Genomic DNA, 14087 nt, shown 5'->3' with positions numbered 1-14087 from the left:
TTCGTCAGTGATGACGCCTTCGCGGGCAAGTCGGAACGCCGCCCGCTCGCTCCTACAAATTCAAGACGAAAAAAAACCGGCCATCGCTGGCCGGTTTTCATGCTGCGGATCTAACGGTGCAATTAAGCGCCGTACACCGGCAGCTTCTTGCAGATGGCCTTGACCTTCTCACGAACGGCGTCGATCACCGCTTCGTTGTTCAGGTCAGCCAGGATGTCGCAGATCCAGCCGGCCAGCTCTTTGCACTCAGCTTCCTTGAAGCCACGAGTGGTCACAGCCGGAGTGCCGAAGCGCAGACCGGAAGTAACGAACGGGGAGCGCGGGTCGTTTGGCACGGAGTTCTTGTTCACGGTGATGAACGCTTTGCCCAGAGCGGCGTCAGCGTCTTTACCGGAGATTTCCTGCTTGATCAGCGACAGCAGGAACAAGTGGTTTTCAGTACCGCCGGAAACCACGTCAAAACCGCGCTCGATGAACACGCTGGCCATGGCCTGGGCGTTTTTCACCACTTGTTGCTGGTAAGCCTTGAACTCAGGCTGCAGCGCTTCCTTGAAGCAGATCGCTTTAGCGGCGATCACGTGCTCCAGCGGGCCACCCTGGGCGCCCGGGAATACTGCGGAGTTCAGCTTCTTCTCGATGTCGGCGTTGGCGCGCGCCAGGATCAAACCGCCACGTGGACCGCGCAGGGTCTTGTGGGTGGTGGTGGTCACGACGTCAGCGAAAGGAACCGGGTTCGGGTAGACGCCAGCGGCGACCAGACCGGCCACGTGGGCCATGTCGACGAACAGGTAGGCGCCAACCTTGTCAGCGATTTCGCGGAAGCGCGGGAAGTCCAGGATCTGCGAGTAGGCAGAGAAACCGGCCACGATCATTTTCGGCTTGTGCTCAACCGCCAGACGCTCGACTTCGTCGTAGTCGATCAGGCCATTGGCGTCGATGCCGTACTGAACGGCGTTGTACAGCTTGCCGGAGGAGGAAACGCTGGCACCGTGGGTCAGGTGACCGCCATGGGCCAGGCTCATGCCCAGGATGGTGTCGCCTGCTTGCAGCAGAGCCAGGTAAACGGCGCTGTTGGCTTGCGAACCGGCGTGCGGCTGAACGTTGGCGTAATCGGCGCCGAACAGCTCCTTGGCGCGATCAATTGCAAGCTGCTCGACAATGTCGACGAACTCGCAACCACCGTAGTAGCGCTTGCCCGGGTAACCTTCGGCGTACTTGTTGGTCAGTACCGAGCCTTGAGCTTCCATCACCGCAGGGCTGGTGTAGTTTTCCGAAGCGATCAGCTCAATGTGCTCTTCCTGGCGCTGAGCTTCTTGCTCCATGGCGGCAAAGAGATCGGCGTCGTACTTGGCAATAGTCAAATCACGGCTGAACATGGCGGTCCTCAAGGATCGGGGCAGAAAAGGGGGGCATTCTAACCCAATGGGTTTTAGATGGCATATGAAAGGACATCATGTCGCAGACAAGTGGGCTTCATGACGGGATCAGCGGTGATCATGCCGGCCCAATCGCCAGCAGGCTGGCTCCCACAGTAATTGCGATAACCTGCAAGTTCCCTGATCGACATCAATTCCTGTGGGAGCCAGCCTGCTGGCGATGGCCTCCCTACAAAATCTCAGTCGAACATGAACAACGCATCATTACTGAACTGTCCCTCAAACTGACCCGCTGGCATCGGACGCCCGAACAGATACCCCTGAACCTCATCGCAACCATGCTCACGCAGGAAGTCCAGCTGCTCATGGGTTTCCACGCCTTCAGCAATCACCGCCAGATTGAGGCTGTGCGCCATGGCGATGATCGCCCGGGCAATCTGCGCGTCCTGTTCGCCTGATGGCAACCCGTCGACAAAGGTGCGGTCGATTTTCAGCACATCGATCGGGAATTGCTTGAGGTAGTTCAGCGACGAGTAACCCGTGCCGAAGTCATCGACGGCAATGCTCAGCCCCAGATTTTTCAGCCCGGCGAGAATCTGCATGGCTTCGCTGACTTCGCGCATCAAAATACTTTCGGTCAGTTCCAGCTCCAGGCATGCCGGCGGCAGGCCGGTTTCCTTGAGGATGGTGGCGATCCGCGTGCCGAGCTGGCCATCGGAGAACTGCCGCGCGGAGATGTTCACCGACACCTTCGGCACCCGCACCTTGGCCTGATGCCAGGTCTTGAGCTGACGGCAGGCCTCGCTGATCACCCAGTCGCCGACATCTACCACCAGCCCGAGCTCTTCGAGCACGGGAATGAAATCCCCCGGCGGCACCAGTCCTCGACGCGGATGGCGCCAGCGCAATAAAGCTTCGGCGCCGGTCAGGCGCTTGCCGTCGCCGCTGAACTGCGGCTGGTAGTACAGAACGAATTCGTTTTGCTCCAGGGCGTGGCGCAAGTCGCTTTCCAGCTCCAGACGCTCCAGGGCGCTGGCGTTCATGTCGGCCTGATAGAACTGGAAATTGTTCTTGCCGCGTTCCTTGGCGTGGTACATCGCGGTGTCGGCGTTCTTCATCAACTGACTGAGTTCGTTCCCGTCCTGTGGACTCAGGGCGATGCCGATACTGGCGGTGACGAAAAACTCGCGGCCTTCGAGCACGAACGGCGTCACCAGGCTGGCGAGGATCTGCTCCGCCACGTGAATCGCCCGGTTCAGGGCGATTTCCCGGTTGATGCGTGGTTGCAGCAGCAAGGTGAATTCGTCGCCACCCATGCGTGCCACAGTGTCGTCGTCATCGACGCAACCGAGCAGGCGCGTGGCCATTTCCTTGAGCATGCGATCGCCGGCGGCGTGGCCCAGGGAGTCGTTGATCGGCTTGAAACGGTCCAGGTCGAGGAACATCAGCACCACCCAGGACTTCTGCCGTTCCGCCGATTGCAGCGCGGTGTGCAGGCGATCCTGGAACAGCGTGCGATTGGGCAGGTGGGTCAGGGCGTCGTAATAGGCGAGGCGGTGAATCCGTTGTTCGCTGGCCTTGCGCTCGCTGATGTCGCTGAAGAAGCACACGTAACTGGCCAGATCGCCTTCGTCGTCGAGCACCGCCGTGATGCCGACCCACGCCGGGTAATGCTCGCCATTGCGCCGCTTGAGCCAGACTTCGCCTTCCCAGGTGCTGTGCTGATTCAGTTGCTTGAGCACATAGCGCAAATGCGCTTCCTGCTGCTCGTCGACGGTCAGCATGTTCGGCAACTGGTCGAGCACTTGCTCCACCGCGTAGCCGCTCACGCGACTGAACGCTTCGTTGGCCTGGACAATGTAGCCCGCCGGGTCGGTGATCAGGATCGCCGAGGTCGAGTGTTCGAATACCGTGGCCGCCATGCGCAGGTCTTTCTCGGCGCGGCGTTGCTGGCTGATGTCGCGACCGACGCCGAGCACGCCTTCGAAGGCGCCGTGTTCATCCCAGACCAGCACCAGACGCAGCTCGATAGGAATCTTGCGCCCGTCGGCCCGCAGGCAATCGAAGAGGAACAGCTGGGTTTGCACCTGACTGCGCAGCAGCGCCAGTTGCTCGGGTTTGTCCAGCGCCTTGCTGACGCGGTCCATCAGGGCGTAAATGCCGGACAATTGCTGAGGGTTGGCAATGATCGTCTGCCAGCCGTTCTGGAAGATCCAGTCGGTGTCGTAGCCCAGCACGGCCTGCACCGACGGGCTGACGTAGTTGAGCGAGAGCTTGCTGTCGGTGGAAAAGATCACGTCGCTGATGCTTTCGGCGAGCATCCGGTAACGCTGCTCGCTGTCGCGCAGGGACTCGCTGGCTTCGATCTGCTCGGTGATGTCCTTGGCCACACCGATGATCCGCGTGACCTGGTTATGCTTGTCCCGCGCCAGCGCCTGCTCACGAATGTCGAAACGCCGCCATTGGCCGTCCCGATGACGGAAGCGCAGTTGGCATTGCAGCAATTGGGTGTAGCCCGCGTGACGCTGGGTCTGGCGCGAACGGTGGTAGTAGTCGGCATCTTCGGGGTGCAGGAGGATTTCCCAGAAGTACTCGCCCATCTGGTGCAGTTCGGTGCGGTTGTAGCCGAGTGTCTGGCCCAGGTGGTGGTTGCTGAAGATCATGCGCAGGCTGATCACGTCCTGCACGTACAGATGGTCCGGCACCGTGCGCACCACATCGGACCAGAATCCTTCACGCTCGAGCAGCGACAGTTCGATGAGCTTGCGGCTGGTGATGTCGTTGATGCTCAGGATCACCGCTTTATAGTCATCCTGGTCTTCCGGCAGGCGCAGCACCAGCCACAAGTGCTGGTCGCGACCATTGGCGTCCGGGAGTTTTATCTCCAGCTCAAGCTGTTTCTGCTGGTTGAGCACCGCGTCGAGCACTTGATTGCCGATGGCAGTGCCGTCCAGCGGATTGGCGTCGATCAGCAGTTTCCAGGCTTGTTCGCAGGTGTTGACGTTGAGCAGTTGCAGGGCAACCTGGTTGACCTCGGTGATGCGCAGTTCCTGCAGCAATTGATGCCGTTGCTCCGCAGATTCCAGCCAGCCGCGCAGTTGTTCGCTGCTGTGCAACCGGGCTTTGTCGAACGCATGCTTGAGTCCCGACACGTCAAGTACACACAGCGCCACGCCGGTACCTTCGAAAATATCCTTATAACGCCGACGACCTTCAGTCACCTGGCGCTGACGGCGGCGCATGTTCAGCAGGGCAATCAGCGGCAGCAGGGAGAGCGCCAGCCCCAACAGGCATTTGCCGATGAACGCCGGTAACAATTCTTCAATCACGCGCTTGCGGTCGAATAAGCCGCGCAATTGCCAGTCGCTGCTGCTCAGGGGAACCGTGAGCACGCTGTTGGCCACATCGTCTTCGGTCAGTTCGCTCGGCTTGGCCAAGGGCAGCGATTCATCGCGGCTGATGACCTGGTGATTGAAACGGTTTTCCACCAGCCACAGCGGACGGATACCGGTCTCGTTCTGTTTGGTCAGTGACGAGAAAAAGCTCGGCTTCAGACGAAGAACCCAGTAGCCACGCGTGCTGCCGCTGGCTTGATGCAGCAGCAAGTGCACCATCGAACCGTTATCGGAGTTGCTGAAATAGTGGGCCTGGGCACGGCTGTGACGAACCAGCTCGGCGAGGTAGTCAGCGTCTTCGCTGTCGGCGGCGCTGTCACTGAGGATTTTGCCGGAGGGACTCAACAGCGCGAGGCTGAGCAGGTCGGGCAGGGATTTTTGCAGTTTGCGCAGTAGCTCCTGCTGTTCGTCGGCGCTTTGTGGCTGTTCGACGATCGGTAGCAGGTTGAGGGCGATCTGTGCGTTGAGCGACATGTTCAGGCTGACTTGCGCGGCCAGATCGGCGGTGTAGTCGATGGTGTACTGACGCTGGTTTTTCTGGGTTTCGCGCAGTTGATCCAGCAGTTGCCAGAACAGCAGGGCGAGCAGCAGCAACACCAGTGTCGCCAGCGCGCCCTTCAAGGTTCCGCGCAGGGGGGAGCCGGGCGCAACAGTCGGTGCACGGGGGATCAGGGGCGGAGTGACATTGGACAAACTGTAATCCTGCGGTTTGGCTGGACTGGCGCGACGTGCACTATAAGCCGGACGCCCGGAGGGCGGCTAGCATGCCTTGAGTTGTGGCAAAGTGCCAGTCCCTCCCGGCTGGACTGCCTCTCGTCATTCAGGTAGCTTTGCCGGTTACGCGGGAGCGTTCCAGCTCCTAGAATCAGACTTTTTCAGCGCGCACGTATTGATAGCTATCAGTCGGACGACGCGCACGGTCTGGCCGGGCATCGCCTGCGCTCCAATCATTCTCTGTCACTGACCCAAGGTTCTCCATGGCTCAATACGTCTTCACCATGCATCGGCTGGGCAAAGTTGTTCCGCCGAAGCGGGAAATCCTGAAAAACATTTCGCTGTCCTTCTTCCCCGGCGCCAAGATCGGCGTGCTCGGCCTTAACGGTTCGGGTAAATCCACGCTGCTGAAAATCATGGCCGGCGTCGACACCGAGTTCGACGGCGAAGCCCGTCCGATGCCGGACCTGAACATCGGCTACCTGCCGCAAGAGCCGATCCTGGACCCGACCAAAACCGTGCGTGAAGTGGTCGAGGAAGCGGTCAGCGTGATCAAGAACGCCCAGGCGCGCCTGGATGAGGTCTACGCGGCTTACGCTGATGAAGATGCCGACTTCGACAAACTGGCCGCCGAACAGGCCAAGCTCGAAGCCATCCTGCAAGCCAGCGACGGTCACAACCTGGATCGCCAACTGGAAGTCGCCGCCGATGCGTTGCGCCTGCCGGCATGGGACGCCAAGGTCGAATTCCTCTCCGGTGGTGAAAAGCGTCGTGTGGCCCTGTGCCGCCTGCTGCTGTCCGCCCCCGACATGCTGCTGCTCGACGAACCGACTAACCACCTGGACGCCGATTCCGTCGCCTGGCTGGAGCATTTCCTGCACGACTTCCCGGGTACCGTGGTAGCGATCACGCACGACCGTTACTTCCTGGACAACGTTGCTGGCTGGATCCTCGAGCTCGACCGCGGCGCCGGTATCCCTTACGAGGGCAACTATTCGGGTTGGCTCGAAGCCAAGTCCGACCGTCTGGCTGCCGAATCCAAGCAGCAGTCGGCTCACGAAAAAGCCATGAAGGAAGAACTGGAGTGGGTGCGCAAAGGCGCCAAGGCCCGCCAGTCCAAATCCAAGGCTCGTCTGCAACGCTTCGAAGAAATGCAATCGCAGGAATTCCAGAAGCGCAGCGAAACCAACGAGATCTACATCCCGGCCGGTCCGCGTTTGGGTGACAAGGTCATCGAGTTCAAGAACGTCACCAAGGGCTACGGCGATCGCGTTTTGATCGACAACCTGTCGTTCTCGATGCCGAAAGGCGCCATTGTTGGCGTGATCGGCGGTAACGGTGCCGGTAAATCGACCTTGTTCCGCATGCTGATGGGCAAGGAGACTCCGGATTCGGGCAGCATCGAAGTCGGCGAAACCGTGCAACTGGCCTGCGTCGACCAAAGCCGCGAAGACCTGGACGGCAGCAAGACCGTGTTCCAGCAAATCTCCGACGGTTCGGACCAGATCCGCATCGGCAACTACGAGATTCCGTCGCGTACCTACGTCGGTCGCTTCAACTTCAAGGGCGGCGATCAGCAGAAGTTCGTCAAGGACCTGTCCGGTGGTGAGCGCGGTCGCTTGCACCTGGCCCTGACCCTGAAGGAGGGCGGCAACGTCCTGCTGCTCGACGAACCGTCCAACGACCTCGACGTTGAAACCCTGCGTTCCCTGGAAGAAGCCCTGCTGGACTTCCCGGGCGCCGCCATTGTGATCTCTCACGATCGGTGGTTCCTTGACCGCGTCGCGACCCACATCCTGGCGTACGAAGACGACTCGCAAGCGGTGTTCTTCGAAGGCAACTACTCCGAGTACGAAGCCGATCGTAAAAAACGCCTCGGCGAAGCGGCTGCCCAGCCGCATCGGGTACGGCACAAGAAACTGGCCTGATTTCAGGTTGGTTGCATGAAAAACGGAGCCCTCGGGGGCTCCGTTTTTTTTGCTTTCTGTGACACCGTGGTGCGGCCATCGCTAGCAGGCTAGCTCCCACAGGGGTTATGTGATCGACACAAATCCACTGTGGGAGCTAGCCTGCTAGCGATGGCGGCCTAAAGATCACTCGATCTCTACGCTCAGAACCTCAATCACCAAATCCCCCACAGGCCGCTTCCACACCACTTCATCGCCCACCTGTACGCCCAACAATGCCCGCCCCAGCGGCGAGCCCCAATTGATCAGCCCGCTCGCGGCATTCGCCTGATCCTCGCCCACCAACTGCACGCGCTGTTCGTTGCCCTGTTCATCGGCAAAGGTTACCCAGGCGCCGATCTGCACTTTGTTGGTCGAGGAGGCCGGTACGACTAACTGAGCGCTTTGCAGGCGCTGATTGAAATACCGCCAGTCGCGCTCAAGGTCGGCCTGGCGCTGTTTGTCCGCCACTTCACCCTTCGCACTCTGTTCATTGAGCAGGTTTTGCACCTCGGCGACTTTCGCCTGAAGCTGCGCCAGACCAGCAGGCGTGACGTAGTTGGGCTGCGCGCTGACCTGCCGTTCGACTGGCTGATCGGCTTGCGCAGCAGCGTTATCTTCATTGACGAAGGCGCGACTCATGGTTTTCTCCCGTTATAGGGTTTGGGCCATGGTCACTGTCTTTTAGTTTCGACGGATGTCTGGAAGCGACTCATTGCGAGCGAAACGCACGGGCGGCGTCCTGGTCTTTCTGCTGCTGCCAGGCTCTTTCACGCTCGTCCCAATGGTGGCTGCGATAGTCCTCGCGGTCTTCGCTTTCGCGCATGGCCTGGCATTGGCGGAAGCCATCGCTCCAGCCTTCGGCGTATTGCCTGTCCTTGAGATAACGCGGCACGTTCTTGCGAAACTCACCGGTGATCGCCCCGGCGGCTTGTCGGCCACTGCTGCAGCCGTCGTCGAAGCCGTCGGCGAAGGCCGGTGGATAGCCCTTGGCAATCAGGTCTTCGTGGGTCGTCTGGCAGCCCGCGATTAACATCAACAAAACCACTACACCCACGCAACGCCACATCTTGGACTCCCGGCCGTGTGACGGCCTATAGGTGAAGTCTAGGAGTGGATTCGTGAGGTGATTGTGAAAGCGGTGTGATTAATCCGTTGAGACCGACTATCCCTTGTGGGAGCGAGCCTGCTCGCGATGAGGCAATAACATTCAACATCCATGTTGCCTGTTACGCCGCCATCGCGAGCAGGCTCGCTCCCACAGGGGAACAGCGGTGGTTCTGAGTCAGTAGTGATACCACTTCACCTCAAGCATCACTTCGTTTTCCGGGGAGGCGAGGTGGCTGAATTCACGCTGGGCGCTCAAGCGTAAACCGAGATTGCGCGACAATTCCCACTGCTGGTTCAGACTCACGCTACGACGCACTTCACCATTGGTGAAGAAATCGCCTTTGGCCTCCAGGCTGAAGTTGCCCAGCGGGTTCTTCCACAGCACGCCACTGTTGAAACCTGCCGCCGGCGCGATGAAACCGGCGAAGTCATTGTTGTGCTCGACGCGCACCGTGCCCAAGGCAAACCCGAGCATGTCCTCGCTCAACTGCCAGGTGCCGCCGCCACCGCCGTTGACGTGGCTGACCAGGGTTTCATCGTCATGTTTGCCCGGCACCCGCTCAAGGCCTCCGGTGACTTGCCACGAGAGCGGTTGCAGTAGCTCGTTGCGCGGCGTCAGGGAGCGAATGGTCGCCAGGTCCAGTTGCTGCAACTGCCATTGATTGCCTTCGTACTGGCGTAGTTTCATCTGCAGGATTTCAATCTGCGCGCCGAGGGGAAAGCTTTCCGAGTTGTCGTTGAGGTCGTGATACGCCATGCGCAGGCCATATTCACCAAACGCCTTGTCGCCCCGGGTGCCGATGCCGGCTTGCCAGGTGCGGGATTCATGACCGTCCTCTGGCAGGCCGGGTTGCGGAATGTCCAGCTCGGGGGGCGGGTTCTGGTTGATCGCCCGCAGCAATTCGAAACTGCGTTGCGCCCGTTGCGGGTCGCGCTCCTGGCCGTTGGCGCGGTAGCGTTCGAGCCGGTAAGCCGCGTCGATGATCAGCGCCTGGCGCGCGCGGGGTTGCGCCTTGAACGCCGGTTCCTGCAACTGTTTCTGGTCGGCGCTGACTTTCAGCACCCACTGCTGTTCTTCATCGGTCAGCGGCTCGGCGCGGCTCAGCAGCTCACGCTCGCGGGACGGACGATACTGAATCGACTCCACCAGACCGGCTTCTTTCACGGCTTTGACGGTGTCGGTTGGAATCGCGGTCAGCGGGAATTGTTCGGTCAGGCGCAAGCTCGGGCGCGCTACCTGCAAAAGCTCCAGCAGGCGATAGGAGCAGTTTTCGTCGAAGAAGAAATAGTCGAACTGGATCTGCTTGAGCTCCCAGACATGCTCGACCATGCGCTCGGTTTCTTGCTGCGTCAGGTTCAGTCGGTATTCCCACAGGTCACGGTTCTCGAGACTGCGGTATTCCGAGAGTTTTTCCTGGTACGGCACCAGCGCAAACAGGCCCGGATAGCCGCCCATCAAGCCTTTCCAGGCGTAGAGGATGCTGTTGTCCGAGCCTTCGATGTAGGCGCCGAAGTTGATCGCATAGCTGAGCAGCGCCGTCTTGTCGCTCTGCACACCCGCCTGATCGATGCGCAGCAGGGTGTGGCCGAACATCGATGACGGGCTGTTCAGATACGCCGCCGGGAAAATCATCACCGCGCTGTGGGGCGAGACATCCTTGAACCATTGCTTGAATTCGGCGCAGTCCAGTGTCGGCAGATCGGTCAGATTGAGTTGTGCTTTCAGCCAGCGAGTACGCGCCGGGTAGACACATTGCGCGTGTTGCTCGCCGGCACTGGCTGGGGCATAGAGCGCTTGCACGGTGGCGGCCAGTTCACGGTCGGGATGTTCATTACCGTCGGGCGCCAGAAAGAACTTCCTGTCGCTGACATAGCTGCGCCAGCCGCCCAGTTTGGCGGTTTCGTAATGACCGAGGGAAATCCAGAAGGGGTCATTGGCCAGTTGCTGCAAACGTTGATTGTCGATGTGTGGCGCGGCGGACAGCGGGGCGCAGACACAGAGCGCCAGCCAGGCAAGGCGTTTGAGCATAGTGGGCAACTTAAGTCGAAAAAAATAAAGACCCGTACGGAAGATCCGTCCTTGTAGGAGCCGGCTTGCTGGCGATGGCAGCGCCGCGGTTTATCTGGACAACCGCGTTGATGCCATCGCCAGCAAGCCGGCTCCTACAGTTGGACGATATGGCCGAAAGAGGGGCAGGTCCAAAAAATAAAGCCCGCTCCCCGAAAGGAGCGGGCGGGTCGAGCTTAAGCTTGAGTGGCGTACTTGGCCAGACGCGGATCGCTCTTCAGAACGGCCAGGGTGTTGGTATGCACGTCGTCAGCGGTCACGTCAGCCTTGCTGAAGATCTGCTGGAAGTGCTCATGAGTGACGGCGGCGAAGTGCGCACGGTCTTCCGGCGCCACGCCCAGTACCACGGCGTAAGTGGTCAGCGCTTCGCCCTGACCCTTGGCCATGTCTTCGGACAGCTCGTTCATCATGCCATTCATGGCAATCCAGGATTTGCCGCCATAGGTCAGCGACGCATTAGTCGAGCAACCGTTGGTACCGGAGGTCATACCGAAGGTTGCGTTGCCGGAAGTGCCGTTGGTGGTGGATGCCAGGAAGTGAGCCGGGGTGCCACGCTGACCTTCGAACAGCATGTTGCCCCAACCGCAATCCGGGCCGCCTGGCGCCTGAGCCATGGCATTGAGGGATACAGCGGTGAAGAGAGTACCGAGAAGAATCCGTTTCATAGCTTTGTTCTCTTTATGTGCATACCAATGGACAAGGGGTCTGGCCCGATCTGGCGCCAGTGGGCCGGTTATTGTTCCAGCCGCGCAGTTTGGAGTTTAGGCACGTTCCAAGGGTTCCGTGACTTTTTGCTAAATATTCGTTGAAAACGTTGATTTAGACCCGGTCGGCGTAGGGATAACCGTTTAGCTATGCTTTGGCTAAAGGCGCGCCTTGCCAGTGGGGTATGGGCAGCGCCAGAATGCCGCTATCTGCCCCGCCTGATGTAAGGAAGCCCGATGCCTGATCCTGTTGCTGCCAGCTTGCGTCTAGCGCCCGAAGCGCTGACCCGTCCGTTTTCCGCTGAACAGTTCAGCTTCTCTACCACCAATGATCTGGAGCCCTTCCGCGGTGTGCTTGGCCAGGAACGTGCGGTCGAAGCCTTGCAGTTCGGTGTGGCCATGCCACGCCCCGGTTACAACGTATTCGTCATGGGCGAGCCCGGTACCGGCCGGTTTTCGTTCGTCAAACGCTACCTGAAGGCCGAAGGCAAACGCCTGCAAACCCCGGCGGACTGGGTCTACGTCAATAATTTCGATGAGCCCCGCGAACCCCGTGCCCTGGAATTGCCCTCGGGCACCGCCGGCGCGTTCATCGGTGATATCAACGCGCTGATCGACAACCTGCTGGCGACTTTTCCGGCTGTGTTCGAACACCCGTCCTACCAGCAGAAGAAAAGCGCCATCGACCGCGCTTTCAACCAGCGCTACGACAAGGCGCTGGACATCATCGAGCGCCTGGCGCTGGAGAAAGAAGTCGCGCTTTACCGCGATGCCAGCAACATCGCGTTTACCCCGATGAGTGAAGGCAAGGCATTGGATGAAGCGGAATTCGCCCAGTTGCCGGAAGCCGATCGCGAGCGTTTTCACGAAGACATTTCCGGTCTGGAAGAGCGCCTGAACGAAGAGCTTGCCAGCCTGCCGCAATGGAAGCGTGAGTCGAGCAATCAACTGCGCCACCTCAACGAAGAAACCATCACCCTGGCCTTGCAACCGTTGTTGTCGCCGCTGTCGGAGAAATACGCCGAGAACGCGGCGGTGTGCGGTTACCTGCAGGCGATGCAGGTTTATCTGCTGAAAACCGTGGTCGAGCAACTGGTGGACGACAGCAAGGTCGATGCCGTTGCCCGCAAGATGCTGGAAGAGCAATACGCGCCAAGCCTGGTGGTCGGTCATTCGGCCAGCGGCGGTGCGCCGGTGGTGTTCGAACCGCACCCGACCTACGAAAACCTGTTTGGCCGCATCGAATACAGCACCGATCAGGGCGCGCTCTTCACGACTTATCGTCAACTGCGACCGGGCGCGCTGCACCGTGCCAACGGCGGTTTCCTGATTCTCGAAGCGGAAAAAATGCTCAGCGAGCCGTTCGTGTGGGATGCGCTCAAGCGCGCCCTGCAATCGCGCAAGCTGAAAATGGAATCGCCACTCGGCGAGATGGGCCGTTTCGCCACCGTTACCCTGACACCGCAGCACATCCCGTTGCAGGTCAAAGTCGTCATCATCGGCGCACGTCAGCTGTATTACACGCTGCAAGACCTCGATCCGGACTTCCAGGAGATGTTCCGCGTTCTGGTGGATTTCGACGAAGACATCCCGATGGTCGATGAGAGCCTGGAACAGTTCGCCCAGTTACTGAAAACCCGCACCTCTGAAGAGGGTATGGCGCCGCTGACCGCCGATGCTGTGGCACGTGTGGCGACGTACAGTGCGCGTCTGGCTGAGCATCAGGGACGTTTGTCGGCGCGGATCGGTGACCTGTTCCAACTGGTCAGCGAGGCGGATTTCATTCGTCACCTCGCGGGCGACGAAATGACCGACGCCGGGCACATCGAGCGTGCGCTCAAGGCCAAGGCCACCCGCACCGGGCGCGTTTCGGCGCGGATTCTCGATGACATGCTGGCCGGGATCATCCTGATCGACACCGATGGCGCGGCGGTCGGCAAGTGCAACGGGCTGACGGTGCTGGAGGTCGGTGACTCGGCGTTCGGTGTGCCGGCGCGGATTTCCGCCACGGTGTATCCGGGCGGCAGCGGCATCGTCGACATTGAGCGCGAAGTTAACCTCGGCCAGCCGATTCACTCCAAAGGCGTGATGATCCTCACCGGGTATCTGGGCAGCCGTTACGCCCAGGAATTCCCGCTGGCGATTTCCGCGAGCATCGCACTGGAGCAGTCCTACGGTTACGTCGATGGCGACAGTGCGTCGCTGGGTGAGGCGTGCACGTTGATTTCGGCCTTGTCGAAAACGCCGCTCAAGCAGTGCTTTGCGATCACCGGTTCGATCAACCAGTTCGGTGAAGTGCAGGCGGTGGGCGGGGTCAACGAGAAGATCGAAGGCTTCTTCCGCCTCTGCGAAGCCCGCGGGCTGACCGGTGAGCAAGGGGCGATCATTCCTCACGCCAACGTGGCCACGCTGATGCTGGACGAGAAGGTGTTGGCGGCGGTGCGCGCGGGGCAATTCCATGTCTACGCGGTGCGTCAGGCCGATGAGGCGTTGAGCCTGTTGGTCGGCGAGCCTGCCGGTGCGCCGGATGAGAATGGCGAGTTCCCTGAAGGCAGCGTGAATGCGCGGGTGGTGGAACGCTTGCGGGTGATTGCGGAAATGATCAGCGAAGAAGACCTGAAAGAAGCCGAAAAGGAAGCTGCGCAGGAAGCGCTGGTCGAGGCCAAGCCCGCCTGACACAAACCCCTGTAGGAGCCGAGCTTGCTCGCGATGACTGACTTTCAATCAACATCTCTGTTGACTGAAAGTCCGCTATCGCGAGCAAGCTCGGCTCC

General features: G+C 60.1%; 8 protein-coding genes. 2 read left to right on the top strand and 6 right to left on the bottom strand.

What is annotated here, in order from left to right; genetic code table 11:
* Positions 1–122 precede the first annotated feature (122 nt).
* Together glyA and ACA066_RS25055 are read right to left on the bottom strand one after the other, a co-directional pair.
* Positions 123–1376 carry a serine hydroxymethyltransferase gene (gene glyA / locus ACA066_RS25060; RefSeq protein WP_017340875.1) on the bottom strand — a complete coding sequence of 418 codons (1254 nt, stop codon included), beginning with the start codon at positions 1374–1376 and terminating at the stop codon, positions 123–125.
* A 239-nt stretch (positions 1377–1615) separates the two neighbouring features.
* Positions 1616–5464, bottom strand: a complete 3849-nt coding sequence (locus tag ACA066_RS25055) for an EAL domain-containing protein (RefSeq protein WP_497697041.1) — start codon at positions 5462–5464, stop codon at positions 1616–1618.
* A 284-nt stretch (positions 5465–5748) separates the two neighbouring features.
* On the opposite strand from ACA066_RS25055, the gene ettA reads away from it, so the two are divergent.
* Entirely contained in the window at positions 5749–7413 is a 1665-nt protein-coding gene (ettA, locus tag ACA066_RS25050) for an energy-dependent translational throttle protein EttA (RefSeq protein WP_497697040.1), read from the top strand.
* Between the two features lie 165 nt (positions 7414–7578).
* On the opposite strand, the gene ACA066_RS25045 is transcribed toward ettA, so the two are convergent.
* The 4 genes from ACA066_RS25045 to ACA066_RS25030 form a co-directional block, all read right to left on the bottom strand.
* Positions 7579–8073: a GreA/GreB family elongation factor gene (locus ACA066_RS25045; RefSeq protein WP_497697039.1), complete on the bottom strand. Its 495-nt coding sequence runs from the start codon at positions 8071–8073 to the stop codon at positions 7579–7581.
* 70 nt (positions 8074–8143) lie between these two features.
* The gene (locus ACA066_RS25040; protein WP_497697038.1) at positions 8144–8500 is read right to left on the bottom strand and encodes a hypothetical protein; all 357 of its coding nucleotides are present in this window, start codon (positions 8498–8500) and stop codon (positions 8144–8146) included.
* Positions 8501–8716: 216 nt separating this feature from the next.
* Positions 8717–10570: an Lnb N-terminal periplasmic domain-containing protein gene (locus ACA066_RS25035; protein ID WP_497697037.1), complete on the bottom strand. Its 1854-nt coding sequence runs from the start codon at positions 10568–10570 to the stop codon at positions 8717–8719.
* A gap of 215 nt (positions 10571–10785) precedes the next feature.
* Entirely contained in the window at positions 10786–11274 is a 489-nt protein-coding gene (locus ACA066_RS25030; protein WP_017340868.1) for a DUF3015 domain-containing protein, read from the bottom strand.
* Positions 11275–11550: 276 nt separating this feature from the next.
* Between ACA066_RS25030 and ACA066_RS25025 the strand changes: the two genes are divergently transcribed.
* Complete coding sequence (locus ACA066_RS25025) at positions 11551–13989, top strand: Lon protease family protein (RefSeq protein WP_497697036.1); 2439 nt, start codon at positions 11551–11553, stop codon at positions 13987–13989.
* Positions 13990–14087: the final 98 nt, after the last annotated feature.

It is taken from the genome of Pseudomonas sp. LBUM1651, from assembly GCF_059716135.1.
Note: the sequence above shows the minus strand (reverse complement) of the source record. Positions and strands in the feature narration are given on the sequence as shown.